This is a genomic window from Shinella sp. HZN7 (assembly GCF_001652565.1).
In the GTDB taxonomy this organism is placed as follows: domain Bacteria; phylum Pseudomonadota; class Alphaproteobacteria; order Rhizobiales; family Rhizobiaceae; genus Shinella; species Shinella granuli.
The window spans coordinates 225,346-244,862 of sequence record NZ_CP015737.1 but is presented as its reverse complement, the minus strand read 5'-3'; the positions used below and the strand labels follow the sequence as shown (position 1 = coordinate 244,862).

Here is a 19,517-nt window from a genome sequence, read left to right as displayed (position 1 = left end):
TCCGGTCAGTCCGTCGCCCAGGCGAGCATCTGCTCGAACAGGGTCTTGTAGCCGGGCCAGGCGATGAATTCCGGCGGCAGCCAGTGCGGGCCGACATCCGACGTCCAGACCACCGTGCGGCCCTCGCCATAGGTGCCGGTGACGAGCAGCGGCAGCGAACCATATTCGGAGGAAACGGTCATCAACTGGTTGGCGCCGTCCTTCAGCGTCACCTCGTTGAAGCCGAGCAGATAGGGGAATTCGCCGGAAATGCCCGACAGGATCGGGTGCGACGCATCGCCCGAGACGACGGGCGTAAAGCCTTCCGGCACTTCCACGCGGTCGTCGACCGAGAGGCACGCGACGGGCAGGACCTCTTCGACGGCCGTATTGCGGAAACGCGCGCCGCCGTTGATGCCCTGGAAGGAATAGTAGCCGCCGAACATCAGGAGCGCGCCGCCCTTGGCGACATAGTCGCGCAGCAGCTTCAGGCGGTTCGGCGTGCGGCGGGAGTGGATCCAGGTGTCGGGATGCAGCAGCAGCGTGTTGGCGCCGATATCCGAGAGCACGATGGCGTCATAGGTCTGAAGGCCCTCCAGCGTGCTCGGAAACTCCTTCTGTGCCTCGTGCGCCGGCATGAAGGTGACGTCGAAGGGGCTGTCCTTCAGCGCCTTCAGGAGTTCGTCGGCTCCGGTATGGTAGGTGACGGTCGGAAACTGGTCGAAGCCCTTGATGTGGGTCGCGGTCGAAACCCAGGATTCGCCGGCCAGCAGCACTTTCTTCTTGGTCATGGTAGCTCCTTGAACGGTTGGCCGGCGCTCAGTGCGCGGCAGAGAAGACGGATTTCGGATTGTCGATCAGCATGCGGTCGATGGCCGCCTGCTCGACGCCGTGCCGCTTCAGGCGCGGCAGGAAATGCTTGAGGATGTAGCCATAGCCAAAGCCGCCGTAGCGGGTGAGCATGATCTTGAGGAACACGTCCTGCGACAGCAGCAGCCGGTCGGCAAAGCCCCTGTCGACAAGGGCCGCGATGGCGCGGGCATTCTCCTCGTCGGACGGCGACTGGGCGTCCTGGTCGGCATAATAATAATCCATGCCGATCATGTCGTATTCCAGGAAGGCACCGCGCCTTGCGAGCGCCATCTGGTAGTCGGGATCGCTGTGGCTCGGGTTCATGTGGCAGAGCACGGTATGCGCCGGATCGGCGCCCTCCTCCTCCACCACGTCGAGCACGCGGTGGGCGAGGCGTTCCCAGCCCGGCAAATGGATGGAGAGCGGCAGGCCGGTGATGCGCGCCGCCCGCGCCGAGGCGCGCAGCGACTTTTCCTCTTCAGTGGTGAAGTTGCGGCTGACGCCGACCTCGCCGATGATGCCTGCCATGATCTCCGGCTGGCTCTCGCCGCCGCCGACATCCTCGACGATGAACTGCGTCACCTCCTCCACATCCATCGCCTTCAGCCAGTCGGGATGGGTGTGTTCGAGATAGAAGCCGGTGCCCATGATGATCCGGAGACCGGACATGCGGGCGATGCGGGCCAGGCCGGCCGCATCGCGGCCGATGCCGAAATTCGTCGTCTCCACCACGGTGCAGCCGCCCAGCGCCTGGAAGCGCTTCAACTCGCTGAGCGCCAGGTCCCCGTCGTCGAGCGAGACGTTGTCCCGGTTCATGTAGGGGTTCATCCGCAGCTCGCCGACGATCTCGATATTGACCTTCTGCTCGGCGATCGCCTTCTCATCGGGATGGCAGGGGCAGATCCAGCTGCGCGCACCATCGAGGAAGATATGCTCGTGCATCAGCGTCACGCCGAGATCTTCGATCGGGACCGGTCCCGTCACGGTCATCGCGGTGCCGGACCTGACGCCGATCGGATGGCGTTTCCGCGGCTCCTCGGCAAAGAGGTGATCGAGCATGTCAGCGCCCCCTCGCCCCGCCCTTGAAGAGGCGGAAGTTGAGCCAGATCGCGACCAGGATGATGAGACCGGTGACGATGGGCGTGAAGAAGGGCGAGAGATGCGACAGGATGAGGCCGTTCGCCAGCACCGCGACCGTCAGCGCCCCGAGGATCGTGCCGACCAGCGAGCCGCGCCCGCCGAAGAGACTGGTGCCGCCGAGCACCACGGCCGCGATGACGTCGAGTTCGAACCCCTGCCCCGCATTCGAGGAGCCGGAACCGAGACGGGCGGAGAGGATGACGCCGGCCGCTGCCGAGGCCGTGCCCGACAGGATGTAGACCCACAGGATGATGCGCCGCGTGTTGACGCCGGCCCGGCGCGTGGCCTCCGCATTGGCGCCGACGCCGGTGACGTAGCGGCCGAAATGGGTCTCGTTGAAGGCGATATAGGCGACAATCAGCACGACGATGGCGATGAGCGCCGGCGCCGGAATGCCGAGGATCCAGGCCCGGCCGATCGTGACGAACGGGCTCGTCGGCTCGATCGGGATCGAATAGCCGCCGGTGATCAGGAGCGCGAAGCCGCGGATGACGGAGAGGCCGGCCAGCGTGACGATGAAGGCGGGGATGCGCTCATAGGCGATGAAATAACCCTGGATCAGCCCCACCACGCCGCCGAGCGCGAGCATCAGCAGGATGGCGAGCGGCCAGGGAACGCCGGCCTGCAGGGCGGCGGCGGAGAGCGTCGCGGTCAGCGCCAGGACGGAGCCGACGGAAAGGTCGATGCCGCCCGTCGTGATGACGAAGGTCATGGCGGCCGCGACGATCAGCAGCGGCGCGGACTGGCGGATGATGTTCAGGAGGTTCGGTGCCGTGAGGAAGGCATCCGTCGTCACCGCGAAGAAGAGGCAGCAGACGATGAAGAACAGCGCGATCGACATGACGCCGCCATTGGCGACGACCTTGTCGAGGATGGTCGCATCCCGCAGGCGCGGCGGATGGCTGGAATAGGCGTTGGGCTCGGAGCTCATGCGGAGGCGCCTCGTTCCTGGTGGTTGTGGCCGGCGGAACGGGCGGTGAACTTCCGCCCGACGATGAGATTGACGACGTCCTCGATATTGGTGTCCTCGATGCGCCGCTCGGCGACGTTGCGGCCTTCGTACATGACCTGGATGCGATCGCAGACGAGGAAGAGGTCCTGCAGCCGGTGCGTGATAAGGATGACGGAGACCCCGCGCTTCGAGACGGTGCGGATGAGTTCGAGCACGGCCTCCACCTCGGCGACCGCAAGGGCGGCCGTCGGCTCGTCCATGATCAGAACGGAGGGATTGAAGGAGGCGGCGCGGCCGATCGCGATCGACTGGCGCTGGCCGCCGGAAAGGTTCTCCACCTTCATGCGCGTATCGGGAATGACGATGCCGAGATTGGAGAGCATGTCGCGCGCCCGCTCGTGCATCGTCTTCTTGTCGAGCAGCGGCACGCCGGCGAGGCGCCGCTTCGGCTCGCGGCCGAGGAAGAGGTTGCCGGCGACGTCGATCGTGTCACAGAGCGCGAGGTCCTGGTAGACCATCTCGATGCGTGCGGCGCGCGCCTCGGCAGGCGAGGTGAAGGACACCGGCCGGCCGTCGATCTCGATCGTGCCGGCGTCGGGGATGACGGCGCCCGAGAGCACCTTGCTCATGGTGGATTTTCCCGCGCCGTTGTCGCCCACCAGCCCGAGCACTTCGCCCGGCATGAGGTTGAGCGAGGCGTTGTCGAGCGATTGCAGCGCGCCATAGCGCTTGGATATGCCGGTCATCCGGACGCGGCTGACGTCAGTGTCGGTCATGTTCGATGGCCCCTGGAGGAGGTTCCGGCTGCCCGGCCCGCTTGCGCGGACAGGGCAGCGGCGGTTCGGCTTACTTGAACATGTCGCGATACTGGTCGACGTTCTCCTTGGTGACGATCGTCACCGGCACGTTGATGATCGGCTCGATAGTCTCGCCCTTCTTCACCTTGACGAGCGCTTCGACGGCGGCCTTGCCTTCACCGGCCGGGTCCTGCTGGATGACGGCGGTGACAAAACCCTGGTCGATGCCGTCGATGGCGGATTTCGTCAGGTCCCAACCGAAGACCTTGATGCTGTCGCCGCGACCCTGGCTGGCGACGGCCGAGACCGCGCCGAGCAGCGCCGGCTCGCCGGTGGCGTAGAGCGCCGTCATGTCCGGGTTGGCGGTCATCAGGTTTTCGGCGGCCGCAAGCGCCACGTCCTGCACGTTCTGGCCGTCGACGGTGTTGAGGAATTCGACGTTCTGGCCGCCCTCTGTCACCGCCGCCTTGAAGCCGTCGAGGCGCTGGTTCTGGATGAAGGAGTTGAGCGCGCCGACGACGCCGACCTTGGCGGTGCCGCCCATGTCGCTCTTCACATAGTCAGAGAAGAACTTGCCGATCTCGCCGCCCGCCGCCGTGTTGTCGACGCCGACGAAGGCGATGTTGTCGCCATCAGGGATCTGCGCGTCGATGGCGATGACGGGAATGCCGGCATTCTTGGCGGCGGTGATGGCGGGCTTCACGCCGTTGACATCGATGGCGACCAGAATGATGCCGTCGACCTTCTGGGTGATGTAGGTCTCGATCGCGTCGTTCTGGGCGGAGGGCACGTTGTTGGCGTTGAAGATGACGAGCTCGGCGCCGGCCTCCTTGGCCGCCGCGCTGGCGCCGTCATTGATCTGGTTGAAGAAGAGCGCCTGCTGGTTGATGGTGACGAGCGCGAACGTATCGGCGAAGGCGTTTGCGGCGCCTATGGAAAGCGTCATGGCGACGGCTGCAGCGCAGCCGAGGAGATATTTGGTCCGACCCATTTTGATGTTCCCCTTGTTTGATGCCGTTGGCGGCAACCGGAATTTACGAGAGGCATTATTCAAGTGACTTGAATTCTTGTCAAGAGACTTGAATGGCGCTGCCGCTGAATCCGCTGAGGGAATTTTTAAAAGAAATATCAAAAGGTTGGCGGTGTATTCACCCAGAAGATCGAAGCACGCTCGGCCCCTACATTGCGATACCAGTGCGCAAGCTCGGAATTGAACACGAAACTGTCGCCGGCCGAAAGCCGAAAGGTCTTGTCGCCGATCATCAATTCGATTTCGCCGACCAGCACGTAGCCCACCTCTTCGCCGATATGCTGGATCGGCCCGGCGCTCTGGCCGCCGGCATCGATGTGGTGGATGTTGCACTGGAGAAGATGGCCGGCCGAATAGGGAATGATGCGTTCGAGCGAAATGCCCTCGCCGCGCCGAAGGGGATCGAGCGCGATGAGCGGGCGGGTCCCGGCACGGAAGACCACGCCCTCCTCGCCGTCGGTCTCCTCGAACATCCAGCCGATATTGGAATCGAGCGCGCGCACCAGCCGGTGCAGCATGGGCAGCGAGGGCGAGGCCTTGCCGTTCTCGATCTTGGAAAGCAGGCTTTCGGAACACTCCGCCGCCTGCGCCAGCGCCTTCAGCGTCAGGCCGCGCGTCTGGCGGGCGAGCTTCAGGCGTGCGCCGAGCCGCACCGGATTCGACTGGATCCTGTCCTCCCGGCTGCCGTCAGACGGCGAAGGCGGCTTGAGCATGTTCATGATATGAGTATCGCATTGATCGAGACCATAATCATAAATCCTTCGATCGACGGCTGTCCAGAGACCGCCGGCCGTTGACCCGGCACCGTCGCCCGGACGGTGACGTCGCGCGCCGAGACCGCCTCGTCGGCGATGACGAAGCGCGGCCGGCCGGCAGAGGGGGTGCCGCGGACCGCATGCGCCGCGACATCCGTCCCGTCCCAAAGCCGTAGAAATCGCCCGTCGTCGCGTATATCGAAGGAAGACGAATTCCTGAGATGGACGGGCAATGAACCTGCGCTTCGTCGAGACATTTGTGTGGGTGGCCCGGCTCGGAAGCTTCCGCGCCGCGGCCGACCGGCTGAACGCCACCCAGGCCGCCGTTTCCAACCGCATCGCCAGCCTGGAGGCGGAGATGGGGTGCGAGCTCTTCGAGCGGGTGCCGGGCGGCGTTCGGCTGTCGGCCGTCGGCCAGCGCGCCATGCAGCCCGCCGAGGAGCTGCTGAAGGCGGCCACCAGCTTCAAGATGGCGGTCGGCAGCCCGCAGCACCTGCGCGCTACCGTGTCGATCGGCACCATCGATTCCATCGTGCATGCCTGGCTGCCGAATTTCATCGAGCGGGTGAAGGAACGCTTTCCCGCGCTCGGCCTCGACCTCAACGTGGACACGTCGCTGGCGATCGGCCGCGACATCAGCGAGAGGCGGCTCGATCTCGCGCTGCTGATGGGGCCGGTTCTCACTCCCGGCCTCAAGAACATCGACCTCGGCACGATGGAATGCGCCTGGGTCGCCGCCCCCGCCTTCCGGTTCGGCGGCCGGGAGTTGCGCCTGCAGGACCTGTCCGCCTATCCCGTGCTCACCTTCTCGCGCAACAGCGTGCCGCATATCTGGCTGCTGCGGCAGTTCGAGGAGCTGGGCGTGCAGCCGCCGGTCATTTCCAACTCCAACTCGCTTTCCGCCATGCTGCGGCTCGCCCGGGACGGCATCGGCATCGCGCTGCTGCCGGTGCCCATGGTGGCGCCGATGATCGCCGACGGCACGCTGGAGGCGCTTGCGATCACGCCGCGCTTCCCGGCCCTGAAGCTCCACGCCGTCTATGCCGACGACCCGGAAAACCTAATCCCGTCAATACTTTCGGTGATCGCCCGGGAGGCCTCGCTCGACACGACGGGCATCACCGCCTAGCGTTTTCGCCACAAGTTTTTTCTATCGTGAACGACAATTCTTTATCGTTTGTCATTCCCGTCGCAAGGCCCGACGATGCCTCCACTGAGACTTGGAGGACTTCGATGAAGATCAGTGTTGTGCAAATGAATTCCGGTTCCGACAAAGCCAAGAACCTCGACGACGCCGAGCGCATGGTGCGCGACGTGGTGGCCGGGGAGAAGCCGGACCTCGTCGTGCTGCCGGAATATTTCGCCTTTCTCGGCGAGGGACGCGACGCCGTGCACGGCAGCGGCGAGAGCTTCCCGGACGGCAGCACCTACCAGCGCTTCGCCGCGCTTGCCAGGGAGCTCGGCGTGACGCTGCATTGCGGCTCGATGGTCGAGAAGGCCGGCAACAACCACTACAACGCCTCGGTCGTCTTCGGCCCCGAAGGCAAGGAAATCGCAAAGTACCGCAAGATCCACCTCTTCGACGTGGACACGCCCGGCGGCGTCTCCTACCGCGAATCCGACACGATCGGCCGCGGCGAGGACGTGGTGACCTACAAGGTCGGCGACACGACCGTCGGCTGCGCCATCTGCTACGACATCCGCTTCCCCGAGCTCTTCCGGGCGCTGCGCGACAAGGGCGCCGACGTCATCGTGCTTCCCGCCGCCTTCACGCTGATGACCGGCAAGGACCACTGGGAAGTGCTCGCCCGGGCCCGCGCCATCGAGACGCAGACCTATTTCGTCGCCGTCGGCCAGGCCGGCGCCCATGCGGACGGCAAGAAATGGTGCTGGGGCCATTCCATGGTCATCGACCCCTGGGGCCACATGGTCGCGCAGTGCTCGGACGGCGTCGGCGCCGCCACGGCCAGGATCGACCTCAGCCGCATCGGCGCCGTGCGCCGCGACGTGCCGGTCGCCCAGCACCACGTCCTCTAGGACATCCCGGCCCTTCCAGCCGGAAAAATCCATCTCTTTGTTTTTGTGCAGGTCCGGACGCAAAAGTGTTACGCATTTTTGCCGGAACTGCCTTATGGAGCAATTCCTGTCATGTTCGTCGTCAATCCCATGCCGCAGCAGATCGCCCCGGCCCTCATCAAGAAGATGGAACAGGTCGAGACCGCCACGGTCGGCCATTTCCTGCATTCCGGCTTCATGAGCCGCGAGCTTCGCGCCGTGCTGCCCGAAAAGCGCATTGCCGGCACCGCGGTCACCGTGCGCCTGCCCCATGCCGACTCGACCATCCTGCACTACCTGACCAAGCTGGTGCGGCCGGGCGACTTCATCGTCGTCGACCGCTGCGGCGACGACAAGCATGCCTGCTGGGGCGGCGTCGTGACCCACTCCATGAAGCTCGGCGGCATCGTCGGCGCAGTCATCGACGGCCCGGCGACGGACTTTTCCGAGATCCGCCGCGTCGACCTGCCGATGTGGTGCCGCGGCCCCTCGCCGATCACCACGAAGATCCTCGGCCTCGAAGGGGCGATCAACGTGCCCGTCTCGGTGGGTGGCCAGACGGTGAACCCGGGCGACGCCATCATTGCCGACGAGAGCGGCGTCCTGGTGCTCGACCCTTCCAAGGCCGAATGGGCCGTGGACAAGGCGCTCGGCATGCAGGAAAGCGAACTCGTCCTGCTCGAGCGACTGCGCAACGGCGAAAAGCTGCCCGACATTTCCGGCGCCACGAAAATCGTGGAAGCCTCGGCCGCCTAAAGCGGCTCAATACGATAAAGCGAATGGGAACAATCGGTTCAAGAGCGGAGGAAAACTCATGACCGCAATGAAGAACGCAACCCGCGCCGGCCTTGCCGCGCTTGCAATGGCTCTCGCCACATCCGTGGCGATGGCCGATACGGTGGTGCTGACCGCCTATTCCGGCATCTTCCAGGAAAACTACGTGAAGGCCGTCGTCGAGCCCTTCATGAAGGCCAATCCCGACATCACCGTGGAATTCTACGGCATGCCGAACTCCGCCCAGATGCTGGGCACGCTGCGCGCCCAGGCAAGCGCGCCGCAGATCGACATCGCCATCATGGACGTCTCGGTCGCCAAGGCCGCGACCGACGAGGGCATCTTCGCCCCGATGGACGAGACGGTGACGAAGCATCTCGCCGACCTCTATCCCCAGGCACGCTACGAGGGCGTCAACGCCGCCGGCGTCACCTTCGACAACCTCATCCTGCTCTACAACACCGACAAGGTGCAGCAGGCGCCGACCTCCTGGAACGCGCTGTGGGACGCGCAATATGCCAAGCAGGTCTCCATTCCGGCCGTGCCGGACATCCAGGGCACGACGCTGACCATCATCACCGACAAGATGGCCGGCGGCACGAACTATATCGAGAGCGTCGAGGCCGGCATCAAGCGGCTGGAGGAACTTGCGCCCCTCGTCCAGACCTGGGAGCCGCGGCCCGACGTCTACCAGCCGATCTCCAGCGGCACGGCGGCGATCGGCATCGGCTGGAACGCCCGCGCGCAGGTCTATGCCGACCTGTCGGACGGCAAGCTCGGCGTGGTTCTGCCTGAGGAAGGCAGCGGCTTCCAGATCAACGTGATCGGCCTCGTCAAGGGCGGGCCGGCCAGCGAAAGCGCGAAGAAATTCATCGACTATGCGCTGAGCCCCGAGGCGCAGGCCGCCTTCACCGAGCAGATGTTCTACGCGCCCACCAACGCCAAGGCCGCGGCGCTCATCTCGGAGAAGGCGCTGCAGCGCACGGCGGCCGGCGCCATGGACAGGATGATCGACATCAACTGGCTCGAGGTCGCCAAGGTCCGCGACGCCATCACCGAGCAGTGGCGCCGCCGCGTCATTCCGCTCAGCCGCTGATGCCGGCCGGAAGCGTTTCCGTTTTCTCCGATCACGGAAACGCTTTATCTGTCTGTCTTTCCGCAGTTCCGCCCTTGGACAGGCCGCGTTCCCTGCAGGAATTGCCCCAGGAGTTCCCCATGCCCACGACTTCCGCTCCCGACGAGCATCTCAGACTGGAGGGGATCGGCGTCAGCTTCGGCGCCGTCAACGTGATCCCCTCGCTCGATCTTTCCGTCCGCAAGGGCGAGATGGTCGCCTTCCTCGGCCCCTCGGGATGCGGAAAGACCACGACGCTCCGGATCATCGCCGGCCTCAACAAACCCTCCCGGGGCAGCATCATGGTGGGAGGGCGCGACATCACGCACCTTCCCATCCATGATCGCGACATGGGCATGGTCTTCCAGAGCTACGCCCTCTTCCCGCACATGGACGTTTCACACAACGTCCAGTTCGGGCTGCAGATGCGCAACGTCCCCGCCCGCGAGGCGGAAAAGCGGGCGGCGCAGGCGCTGGAAATGGTCCAGCTCGGCCACCTCGCCCATCGCAAGCCGAAGGAGCTGTCGGGCGGCCAGCAGCAGCGCGTGGCGCTCGCCCGCGCCCTCGTCATCGAACCGTCGATCCTGCTGCTCGACGAGCCGCTGTCCAATCTCGATGCCAAGCTGCGCGACGAGATGCGCGTGCAGATCCGCGCCCTCCAACAGCAGAGCGGCATCACCGCCGTCTTCGTCACCCACGACCAGGTCGAGGCGCTGTCGATGTGCGACCGCGTGGTCGTCATGCGCGGCGGCCATGTCGAGCAGTTCGGCACGCCGACCGAGGTCTACGAGCGCCCGGCGACGGCCTTCGTCGCCAATTTCGTCGGCCGCACGAACCGCCTCAAGGGCGTGGTAACCGCGGAAGGCACCCTCACGGGGGCCGGCCAGCAGCTCCGCTCCGCCACGCGCCTGCCCGCCGGCGCCGTCGACATCCTCGTCCGCCCGCACCGCATCCGCCTCCAGGAGACGGGTGAGGCCGACAACAAGGTCGAGGGCACCGTATCGACCATCACCTTCATCGGCGACCTCGTGCAATACGGCGTCAGCGTCGGCGGCGAGGAGATCGTCGTCGAGGAAGCGACGCGGCGGGGCCGCAGCCCGCTTGCCGCCGGCGACAGCGTCACGCTCGGCTGGTCGGCCGAGGACACGCTCATCTATCCGGCGGGCGAGAAATGAGCGCCGCCCCCGCCCTTCCGCGCGCCTGGCGCGACGGCCAGCTCGCCGTCCTCCTGCTGCTCCCCATCGCGCTCATCAACGCGATCGGCTTCATCCTGCCGGTGCTGAACCTCGCCCGCTATTCCTTCAACCGGTCGCGCATCGGCGGCGGCATCGAGCAGGTCTTCACCTGGGAGAACTGGGCGGGCCTGCTCAGCGATCCCTTCTATCTGGAGCTGGTGCTCAATTCCGTCTGGATCAGCCTCGCCATCACGCTGACGACGCTCGTCGTCTCCTACCCGATCGCGCTCTACCTGCATCGCGCCTCCGGCTCCTGGCGGACGTTCCTCACCGTCCTCGTCATCTCGCCGCTGCTCACCTCCGCCGTGGTGCGCACCTATGGCTGGATCGCGATCCTGACCGACGACGGCCCGGTGGTCAGCGCCATCAAGGCGCTCGGCCTGCCGGCGCCGAGCCTGATGTTCAACATCAAGGGCGTCTTCATCGGCCTCACCGAAATCCTGATGCCCTACATGATCCTGGCGCTGATGGCCGGTTTCGGCCGGCTCGATCCGCGGGTGGAGGAAGCCGCGCGCACGCTCGGCGCGACGCCGGCGCGCACCTTCCGCAAGGTGATCCTGCCGCTGACGCTGCCCGGCATCGCGCTCGGCTGCCTGCTCTGCTTCGTTCTGGCCGTCTCGTCCTTCATCACGCCCAAGCTGATGGGCGGCGGGCGGGTCTTCCTGCTGGCGACCGAGATCTACGACCAGGCGATCGTGACGCTCAACTGGCCGCTCGCCTCCACCCTCTCGATCCTCGTGCTCATCGTGTTCGGCGCCGCGCTCTGGGCCTATTCCGCCGTGCTGCGGCGTCTCGACTAGGAGGTAAATCCATGGAAATCCACAAGACCTCCTGGCCGATGCGCATCCTCGTCTTCGTGCTGTTCGTCTATCTGCTGGCGCCGGTCATTCTCGTCTTCCCGCTGTCGTTTTCCGGCGACCAGGTGCTGCGCTTCCCGCCCTCCTTCTGGTCGACGCGGTGGTATTCGGCGCTCTTCGCCAACAGCCAGATGCTGAAGGCCTTCTGGACCAGCCTGTCGCTGGCGGCGATCGTCACGGCGCTCTCGATCGTCATCGCCGTGCCGGCCGCCTGGGTGATGACCCGGCTGAAATTCACCGGACGGGATCTGCTGTTCAACCTCTTCACCGCGCCGCTGCTTTTGCCCACCATCGTGCTCGGCCTTGCCATCCTCATCGTCTTCGCTTCCTTCGGGCTGCTCGCGACGATGCAGGGCCTCGTCTTCGCCCATCTGGTGGTGACGCTGCCCTATGCGCTGCGCGTCCTCGCCGTCTCGCTCAGCACGCAGGACCGCGCCTGCGAGGAGGCGGCGCGCACGCTCGGCGCAAAGCCGCTCACCGTGTTCTTCCGCGTCACCGTGCCGATGCTGACGCCCGGCATCGTCGCCGCCGCCGCGCTCTGCTTCCTCGTCTCCTTCGACGAGGTGGTGATCACGCTCTTCCTCACCGGCCCGCGCATCAGCACGCTCCCGGTCGAGCTCTACAACTATGTCTACAACCAGGCCGACCCGCTCGTCGCCGCCGCCTCGGCGCTGCTGATCCTGCTGACGCTCGCCGTGATCATGATCGTCGAGCGCGCGATGGGCCTCGGCAAGGCCTTCGTCAAATAGGCGGCGGCACGACACGACTGCCCAGGCATGCCAAAGTCATGGCTGCCTGCGGACAGCGGTCTGATCGAAAATACCGGGCGTTCTCCGCCCGTTTCCCGAGCCCCCTTGCACGCCCGCCTGGTCGTGCAAGGGAGGGGGTTGTCACACCCGGAATGCCCGCGTCAGCGCTTCTAGATTGCCGGCCGTCACCTGGAGGATATCGGGCTTGTCCGCCCCGACGGTCGCAAGCAGGACGGGCCTCACCGCCTTCATGGCCACCGAGAGCTCCGGTCAGGGCGCGGCATCGAGCAGCACGACGGAGACGCTGTTGGCTTTGAGCCATGCGGCAATTTTTTCGACGCGCGCTGTGGTCCATTCGCCGGGAGCTGCGGTGAGGGTGCCCCGTCTCCATCGCACAGGTGCAGTAGGGTAATGCACCTGTGCGGGCGAAGCGATCGCTGCGGCCAGCGCGGCGACGCGCCAGAGATTCCGTTTTCTCATTGCGCTTCTTCGCGCTGCTTCTGCCACGCGATGGTGGCGGGTGATGCTTCGTTTAGAGGAATGGCCACCTGGTGCACGGTGTCATCCCAGCCCTCGACGGTCAGCCACAGGGCGTCGTCAGGCCTGGCGCGCTGCGGGATCGGCACATCGGCCATCTGTCGATAGGGAGCTCCCGACAGGACGACGCCGGCGGCACGCAGTGAGCGCGGCTTGCCGATCTTGAAATAGCTCGCCTTGATATGATTAGCGTCTTCAGGGTTCCAGCGGATGGCGAAGGTCTTCATATGACCGGCAAGGCCCTGGTCGATCGGCGTATCTGCCATGTATTCGGCAACGCTGACATGCCAGGGGCCGATGGCCATCTCACCCAGTTCGCGCTGGCCGAGGCCGGAATCGCCGAAGAACAACGCCTCCTCGCGGAGGAATTTCGGAGCAAGCGCAATCGGAATGATGAGCAGCAGGACACTGAGATGAAAGCGCCACCGATGCCGCCCGCCGGGCAGACCGGCATGGGGATTGGTCTTTACCTTCGCCGTGCTCATTCCGCCGCCTCCCGCGCACGGCCCACCGACGGCGCGGCACGCTCGGCCCTGACATCGCGCACCAGCTTGGCGGTCGCCTGCGCCGTGCGCTTCAGCCAGATCATCATGCCGGAGAACACCATCATGGTGAGCAGCAGCCCGAAGACGAAATAGACGAGCTTCAGCCAGAGACCGGCGAAGTCGCCGGTATGCAGCGGGCGCATGCTCTCGGTCACGAGTTCGAGCGCCGACCGGTCGGAGACCCGGCGCGTCCATTCGACCTTGCCGTTGTAGGGATTGACGTTGGCGGTTTCGAAGATCAGCGGATAGGCCCCACGCCCGCCGACGACGATATGGCTGAAGGCATTGCCGGGCAGCGAGACGAAATCCGGGCTCAGATCCGGAAATTTCTCGCGGACCAGCTCGCCGGCCCGGTCGAGCGAAATCCACGGCGCCTTCGCTCCGCTCCCGGCCGGTATGTCCTCTCGTGCCACGACCGGGGGCACGCCGGCGGTCGAAACGGTGATGCTGTTGTCCGCGAGAATCTGCTGAATCAGGAACCAGCCCGCCGTCACCGCCATGATGGCGATGAACGGAACGGACCAGATGCCTGCCAGCCGATGGAAATCGCCCCAGAAGATGCGCGCACCGTTGCGCAGACGCAGGCGCGGGTTGAGATAGCCGCGCCAGAATTTCTTGTAGACGAGAAGCCCCGTGACGAGCGAGCCAAGCATGGGGATCGACAAGGCCGACACGAGATACCAGCCCCAGCTCGTCGCCCCGACAAAGGGCACGAGCAGCCAGCCGTGCAGCGCGCGCATGAAGTAGCGGAAGTCGAACACGCCGCCGACGCCCTGGATGGCGCCCGTATACGGGTTGACGTAGAGCGAACGTGTCCGCCCGTCCGGATAGGTCACGAAGACATCCAGCGCGAAGATCGACTTCACCGGGCGCGCGATGGAGTTCACCGCGATACCGGGCTCGGCCTGCTCCACGGCGGCAAGGACCGCATCGTAGCCGAGCGGCACGGCATCCGGCGCCGGGCGGTTCGCCCGAACCTCCGGCTTTGCCAGCCACACGAGCTCCTGGCTGACGGTCGCAATCGTTCCCGTCAGGCAGACGAAGAAGATCAGGACCCACAGCGGCAAGGTCAGCCAGCTATGAACGATCAGCCACAAACGGGACGTCTTCTTCTTTTCCTTCGCGGGCCGCATCGCTTCCAACAATTCCAAACTTCCAAAACGCCGGGACAATGGCTCTACTGTCCAGGACGAACGACGCTGCCCGGCGTCTCACCCCTCAAAGTGAAATATTTTTCCAAGTTGGTGCCGGCCGGCGTCCCGCCCGCCTGTCTTCGTTCCCCGGAGGTGCTGCGGAGCGGCAGGAGGAAGTTTCGCGGTCCGCATGACACGCGATGCCGGCAGAGCCGAGAAGGGCGACGTTTCACAACCCGCTATGAACGCGGGACGGTCCACGTCAAAGGCTCATCCATCTCCTCGCCGCGACGATAGGGATGCAGCGCATGCCGATCCGGCGTGGTGCAATTCCGGCAAACGCGCGACGCGTTCTCGCGATTCGAGGAAACGCGCTAATAGGCGGAGCGATACAGTGACAGCGCATCCGCTTCACTCAATGGCACCGGATTGTTGGCGAGAAGCCGGGTCTGCAACATCGCGTCGGCCGCAAGCGTTGGAAGCATGTCTTCCACCACGCCGGCGTCGCGCAGCCGGCGCGGCGCACCGGAAGCATCCATAAGCTCCAGCATGCGATCGAGAAAGCGGCGGGCGCAGTCCATTTCGCTTTTCGCACCGACGAGATCTGCGCCGACGGGCACGGCAAGCCGGGCGTAAAGCGGCGCTGCGGCCTTCAGGTTGAAATCGAGCACCGGTCCGAGCATGAGCGCATTGGCGAGGCCGTGCGGGATGTGGCAGCGGCCGCCGAGCGGATAGGCCAGAGCGTGGACCGCGGCCACAGGCGCATTCGCGAAGGCCTGCCCGGCCAGCGTCGCGCCGAGAAGCATCGCCTCGCGCGCCGTGCGGTCACTGCCGTTGCGGCATGCGGCAACCAGGTGGGTGGACAGAAGCCGCAACGCCTCGCAGGCGAGAAGGTCGGATATGGGGTTCTTCCTGTGCCGCGACGTATAGGCTTCGATCGCATGCACCATGGCGTCGATGCCGGTTGCGGCCGTGTGGAGCGGCGGCAGGCCGCAGGTGAGCGCCCCGTCGAGCAGCACCCGGTCGGCATAGAGCTGGTCGGCGACCACGCCCATCTTCGTCGTCTCGCCCGTGGTCAGGATCGTGATGTTGGTCACCTCCGATCCCGTGCCGGCCGTGGTCGGGACCTGCACGAGCGGCAGGCGCCCGCCCTCGACCTTGCCGATGCCGTAGAGGCTGGCAAGGCTTTGCCCGGACCGGATGAGAACGGCGGCGAGCTTCGCCACGTCCATGGACGAGCCGCCGCCGAAGCCGAGCACGATGTCGGCCTGCGCGGCCCTGGCGCGCGCGACACAATCGAGAAGCACGCTTTCGGGCGGGTCGGCAACGACGGCGTCGAACACGGTGACGGCGAAGCCGCTCGCCTGAAGCGAGGCAAGCGCGGGGTCCAGAACGCCCGAGGCCGTGAGGCCGCCATCCGTGACGAGCAGGAGGTTGCGCGCGGCAAACCAGGCACCCAGCCTCTCGCCGATATGGGCCGCTCCGCCCCATTCGACGGCAAGGCTCGGAACGGTGTTGAACTGGAACGGCTGCATGGGATCAGGCCGCCAGATAGCCGCCGTCGACGGGCACGATGGCGCCGTGGACATAGGAAGCATCTTCCGACAGGAGGAACGCCACGACCCGTGCGATCTCCACCGTGGCGGCCCACCGGCCGATGGGAATGCGCGCGTCGATCCGGGCGCGCCGCGCCGCATCCGCCCGCGCCCCTTCCGAAATGCGCGTCTCCACCCAGCCGGGCGCCACCGCGTTGACGCGGATGCCGCTCGCGCCCCAGGCGACGGCCAGCGAACGCGTCAGCGCCGCGACGGCCCCCTTGCTGGTGCCGTAGGCGGGCGCGACGGGGTTGCCGAACCAGCTCCACATCGAGGCGATGTTGACGACCGCGCCGCCGCCGCGCTGGAGCGCGTCGCGGGCCGCGGTGCAGGAGGAAAGGACGCCGGTGACGTTCACCGCCATGACCTTCTCGAAAACCGCTTCGTCCCACTCCCTGTCATACTGGATGGTGCCTGCGCAGGTCACGAGCCCGCCGAGCGTCTCGATCCCCTCGAAGACTTTGGCCAGCGAGGCGGCATCGGTGACGTCGCATTCGACGAAGCGGGCGGCATCGGGAAAGCCGTCTTCCCGCTCCAGGCCCGCAGCCGTCACCTGCCAACCGCGCTCGACGAGCACCTGGGTCGTCGCCAGCCCGATGCCGGTCCCTCCCCCGGTAACCACCACGTTTCGTGTCTCTCCCATCGTCAGTTCCTTTCGTCGAGGCTCCGCATCGCGCGCACGAGATCGCCGGCATCGAGTTTCCGATAATAGTTCGGCGCATAGGGCGCGGCGAGCCCGATCTCGGCCATGCGCCGGAAATCGGCCTCTGCCGTAATGCCGAACGCCTTGAAGCCGGTGGGCAGGCCGATGCGGCGGAAGAAACCGGCAAGCGCGCGGATCTCCTCCGCGCTGCCCTGCCCGGCGGCGAGCTGCGTCAGCGTGCCGAGCGCGACCATTTCGCCGTGCAGCAGGCCGCCCAGTGCCGGCATGACCGACAGTCCGCGCACCATGGCGTGGGCGATGGAAAGGCCGCCGCTTTCAAAGGCGAGGCCGCTCAGGAGCACCGCCGCCTCGACGACGCGCTCGAAGGCCTCGTCGGGCCCGGCCGCCGCCATGGCGGCCTCGCTGTCGGCGAGAAGGATCTCCCGGGCGCGGGAGACGATCGCCTGCGTCAGCTCCGTCGGCCGGCCCGAGAAGAAGTTGAGTCCGCCGCCGGCCAGCGCGCCGGCAAGCTCGTAGGGCTTCGACATCGCATCACCGATGCCGGCGGCGAGGAACCGGCGCGGCGCCCCGGCGATGACGGCGGTGTCGACCAGCACCAGCACGGGATTGGTCTTCATGCGGCGCACGCCCTCGACGGCGTGGTCCGGCGTATAGACGACCGCGATGTGGCTGGTGGGGCTGTCGTTGGAGGCGATCGTCGGCACGATGGCGACCGGCAGGCTGCGCTCGATCGCGGCCCCCTTCGCGGTGTCGATCGCCTTGCCGCCGCCGACGCCGATGAGAAGCTGGGCATCGCCCGCCTCCGCGGCGCGCGCGGCGATTTCCGCCGCGGTGCATTCGCCGCCGAATTCCATGAGGCGGGCATCGGGCAACTGGCGGAGGATACGTTCGCCAAGAAGGGTGCGGGCAACCGGATCGATGACCACGGCCACCGGCCCGCCCCCGACGATCGCCACCTCTTCCGCCAGCCGGTCGATGGCGCCCGGCCCCTGCACATAGCGCAGCGGCGCCCCCAGGATACGCATGGTCATGGCATCACCCTTTCACGGCGCCGGCCGTCAGGCCCTGGACGAAGTAGCGCGACAGCGCCAGGAAGGCGGCGAAGAGCGGCAGGGCGATCAGCGTCGAGCCCGCCATCACGTCGCCCCAGCGCAGGTCGAAGGCGCCGATCATCGAGGCAAGGCCGAGCGGCACGGTCTTGTTGGCGTCCGAGCCGATCATGACGAGTGCGAAGGTATAGTCCGTCCACGAGAGCAGGAAGGCGAAGATCGCGACCGTCACGAGGCCGGGAACCGAGAGCGGCAGCACCACGCGCAGGAACGCGCCGAGCCGGGTGCAGCCGTCGACCATCGCCGCCTCCTCCAGCTCGAAGGGCATGGTCTTGAAGAAGCCCCAGAGGAACCAGACGCCGAGCGGCATGGTGATCGTCAGATGCGAGATGACGAGCGAGAGCAGCGTGTCGTTGAGCCCGACGACCGAGAACATCGCATAGAGCGGGATGGCGAGCAGCAGCGGCGGGAACATGTAGGCATAGAGCATGCCGGCGATGATCATCTGCTTGCCGCGGATACGCTGGCGCGTGACGCCATAGGCGATCATCACCGACAGGACCATCGTCAGCGCCACCGTGGTCACCGCGACGATCAGGCTGTTGAGGAACTGTCGCGGATAGTCGGTCTGCGCCAGCAGGCTGGTATAGTATTCCAGCGTCCAGCGTTGCGGCACCAGCGACGGGTTCATCAGCATTTCCTGCGTGGGGCGCAGGGAGGAGACGATCATCCAGTAGATCGGGAAGGCGCTGTAGACGGCGAGCACGATCGCCGCGAAGTAGAGCCCCATGCGGCCGGCGATCCGCCGGGGTCGGATTTGCCCGCTCATTTGCCTTGCTCCATCGGGAATACGCGGAAGTAGATCGCCACGGCGACCATGAGGACGAAGAAGGAGAGCGTCGCGATGGCCGCACCGCTTCCGATGTCGTAGAGCGCGAAGGCCTCCCGGTAGGACAGGACCGGCAGATGCTCCGTGGCCCCCAGCGGCCCGCCGCCCGTCGCCAGCCAGACGACATCGAACTTGTTGAACATCCACACGCCGCGCAGAAGGATGATGACGGTCAGGATCGGCCGCAGCGACGGCAGCGTGACATGGAAGAACTGCCGGATCGGCCCGGCGCCATCGACGCGCGCCGCCTCGTAGAGCTGGCCCGGCACCGTCTGCAGGCCGGCGAGGAACGTCGTGGTGACGAACGGCGTCCACAGCCAGACCGAGATCAGGATGACGGAGACCATCGAGGCCGTTTCCGTTTCGAACCAGTAGATCGGCGGCAGGCCCCAGTCGTCCATCAGGATCGTCACGATGCCGAGCGAGCCGTCCACCATCCACTTGAACACCAGCACGGCGACGACCGTCGGCAGGAGATAGGGCAGGAAGGCGAGCCCCCGCAGCAGCGACCGGCCGATGAAGTTCTGGTTCAAGAGCAGCGCGAAGCCGATGCCGAGCACCACCTGCAGCACGATCGCAAGCCCGGCATAGACGATGCCGTTCCACAGGGCGTTCCAGAAGGCGGCGCTCGCCAGGACCTGGGCGTATTTTGCAAAACCGACCCAGACCGGATCGGCCGTCAGCGACGGCATGTCGTAGAAGCTGAGGGATACCGCGTACAACGCGGGGCCGACGATCAGCAAAAGGGTCGCAAGGACCCCGACGCCGAGAAAGCCGGGCAGCAGCCAGCGGGTCATTCGAAAACTCCTGTGGGAA

The 19,517-nt window shown here is 66.0% G+C and carries 21 protein-coding genes; 7 read left to right on the top strand and 14 right to left on the bottom strand.

Annotated features, from left to right (window positions below; all coding sequences use genetic code 11):
• Window positions 1-5: 5 nt before the first annotated feature.
• The 6 genes from shn_RS23545 to shn_RS23520 form a co-directional block, all read right to left on the bottom strand.
• Window positions 6-770 carry a glutamine amidotransferase gene (locus shn_RS23545; protein WP_064332949.1) on the bottom strand — a complete coding sequence of 255 codons (765 nt, stop codon included), beginning with the start codon at window positions 768-770 and terminating at the stop codon, window positions 6-8.
• 28 nt (window positions 771-798) lie between these two features.
• Window positions 799-1,890, bottom strand: a complete 1,092-nt coding sequence (locus shn_RS23540) for a phosphotriesterase (protein WP_064332948.1) — start codon at window positions 1,888-1,890, stop codon at window positions 799-801.
• A 1-nt stretch (window position 1,891) separates the two neighbouring features.
• Window positions 1,892-2,812 (bottom strand): ABC transporter permease, encoded by a 921-nt coding sequence (locus shn_RS23535; RefSeq protein ID WP_245337462.1) that lies wholly within the window; start codon window positions 2,810-2,812, stop codon window positions 1,892-1,894.
• An 86-nt stretch (window positions 2,813-2,898) separates the two neighbouring features.
• Window positions 2,899-3,699, bottom strand: coding sequence for an ATP-binding cassette domain-containing protein (locus shn_RS23530; protein ID WP_064332946.1), 801 nt, complete (start codon window positions 3,697-3,699; stop codon window positions 2,899-2,901).
• 70 nt (window positions 3,700-3,769) lie between these two features.
• Window positions 3,770-4,711 (bottom strand): substrate-binding domain-containing protein, encoded by a 942-nt coding sequence (locus shn_RS23525; protein ID WP_064332945.1) that lies wholly within the window; start codon window positions 4,709-4,711, stop codon window positions 3,770-3,772.
• 137 nt (window positions 4,712-4,848) lie between these two features.
• On the bottom strand, window positions 4,849-5,463 hold the full coding sequence (locus tag shn_RS23520; RefSeq protein ID WP_064333271.1) for a cupin domain-containing protein: 615 nt from the start codon (window positions 5,461-5,463) through the stop codon (window positions 4,849-4,851).
• A 274-nt stretch (window positions 5,464-5,737) separates the two neighbouring features.
• Here shn_RS23520 and shn_RS23510 point away from each other — a divergent pair, with 274 nt between their 5' ends.
• The 7 genes from shn_RS23510 (at window position 5,738) to shn_RS23480 (ending at window position 12,289) form a co-directional block, all read left to right on the top strand.
• The gene (locus tag shn_RS23510) at window positions 5,738-6,634 is read left to right on the top strand and encodes a LysR family transcriptional regulator (RefSeq protein WP_064332943.1); all 897 of its coding nucleotides are present in this window, start codon (window positions 5,738-5,740) and stop codon (window positions 6,632-6,634) included.
• Between the two features lie 104 nt (window positions 6,635-6,738).
• The gene (locus tag shn_RS23505) at window positions 6,739-7,542 is read left to right on the top strand and encodes a carbon-nitrogen hydrolase family protein (RefSeq protein WP_084438403.1); all 804 of its coding nucleotides are present in this window, start codon (window positions 6,739-6,741) and stop codon (window positions 7,540-7,542) included.
• 111 nt (window positions 7,543-7,653) lie between these two features.
• A complete protein-coding gene (locus shn_RS23500; protein WP_064332942.1) occupies window positions 7,654-8,316 on the top strand; it encodes an RraA family protein in 663 nt (220 codons plus the stop codon).
• A 67-nt stretch (window positions 8,317-8,383) separates the two neighbouring features.
• A complete protein-coding gene (locus shn_RS23495) occupies window positions 8,384-9,430 on the top strand; it encodes an ABC transporter substrate-binding protein (RefSeq protein ID WP_064333269.1) in 1,047 nt (348 codons plus the stop codon).
• A 119-nt stretch (window positions 9,431-9,549) separates the two neighbouring features.
• Window positions 9,550-10,623 carry an ABC transporter ATP-binding protein gene (locus shn_RS23490; RefSeq protein ID WP_064332941.1) on the top strand — a complete coding sequence of 358 codons (1,074 nt, stop codon included), beginning with the start codon at window positions 9,550-9,552 and terminating at the stop codon, window positions 10,621-10,623.
• Window positions 10,620-11,483: an ABC transporter permease gene (locus shn_RS23485; protein WP_064332940.1), complete on the top strand. Its 864-nt coding sequence runs from the start codon at window positions 10,620-10,622 to the stop codon at window positions 11,481-11,483. Before shn_RS23490 ends, shn_RS23485 begins: the two co-directional genes overlap by 4 nt.
• A gap of 11 nt (window positions 11,484-11,494) precedes the next feature.
• Window positions 11,495-12,289: an ABC transporter permease gene (locus tag shn_RS23480; RefSeq protein WP_064332939.1), complete on the top strand. Its 795-nt coding sequence runs from the start codon at window positions 11,495-11,497 to the stop codon at window positions 12,287-12,289.
• A 270-nt stretch (window positions 12,290-12,559) separates the two neighbouring features.
• Here shn_RS23480 and shn_RS35970 read toward each other — a convergent pair whose 3' ends face one another.
• The 8 genes from shn_RS35970 to shn_RS23445 form a co-directional block, all read right to left on the bottom strand.
• Window positions 12,560-12,769: a hypothetical protein gene (locus tag shn_RS35970; RefSeq protein ID WP_145926041.1), complete on the bottom strand. Its 210-nt coding sequence runs from the start codon at window positions 12,767-12,769 to the stop codon at window positions 12,560-12,562.
• On the bottom strand, window positions 12,766-13,311 hold the full coding sequence (locus tag shn_RS23475; protein WP_064332938.1) for a hypothetical protein: 546 nt from the start codon (window positions 13,309-13,311) through the stop codon (window positions 12,766-12,768). The genes shn_RS35970 and shn_RS23475 overlap by 4 nt, the downstream gene beginning before the upstream one ends.
• Complete coding sequence (locus shn_RS23470) at window positions 13,308-14,504, bottom strand: PepSY domain-containing protein (protein WP_064332937.1); 1,197 nt, start codon at window positions 14,502-14,504, stop codon at window positions 13,308-13,310. Before shn_RS23470 ends, shn_RS23475 begins: the two co-directional genes overlap by 4 nt.
• A 374-nt stretch (window positions 14,505-14,878) precedes the next feature.
• Window positions 14,879-16,093, bottom strand: coding sequence for an iron-containing alcohol dehydrogenase (locus shn_RS23465; RefSeq protein ID WP_245337453.1), 1,215 nt, complete (start codon window positions 16,091-16,093; stop codon window positions 14,879-14,881).
• Window positions 16,044-16,742 (bottom strand): SDR family NAD(P)-dependent oxidoreductase, encoded by a 699-nt coding sequence (locus shn_RS23460; RefSeq protein WP_064332935.1) that lies wholly within the window; start codon window positions 16,740-16,742, stop codon window positions 16,044-16,046. The genes shn_RS23465 and shn_RS23460 overlap by 50 nt, the downstream gene beginning before the upstream one ends.
• A gap of 2 nt (window positions 16,743-16,744) precedes the next feature.
• Window positions 16,745-17,794 carry an iron-containing alcohol dehydrogenase gene (locus tag shn_RS23455; protein ID WP_084438401.1) on the bottom strand — a complete coding sequence of 350 codons (1,050 nt, stop codon included), beginning with the start codon at window positions 17,792-17,794 and terminating at the stop codon, window positions 16,745-16,747.
• Between the two features lie 4 nt (window positions 17,795-17,798).
• Window positions 17,799-18,641, bottom strand: coding sequence for a carbohydrate ABC transporter permease (locus shn_RS23450; RefSeq protein ID WP_064332934.1), 843 nt, complete (start codon window positions 18,639-18,641; stop codon window positions 17,799-17,801).
• Window positions 18,638-19,498 carry a carbohydrate ABC transporter permease gene (locus shn_RS23445; RefSeq protein ID WP_064332933.1) on the bottom strand — a complete coding sequence of 287 codons (861 nt, stop codon included), beginning with the start codon at window positions 19,496-19,498 and terminating at the stop codon, window positions 18,638-18,640. The genes shn_RS23450 and shn_RS23445 overlap by 4 nt, the downstream gene beginning before the upstream one ends.
• Window positions 19,499-19,517 lie beyond the last annotated feature (19 nt).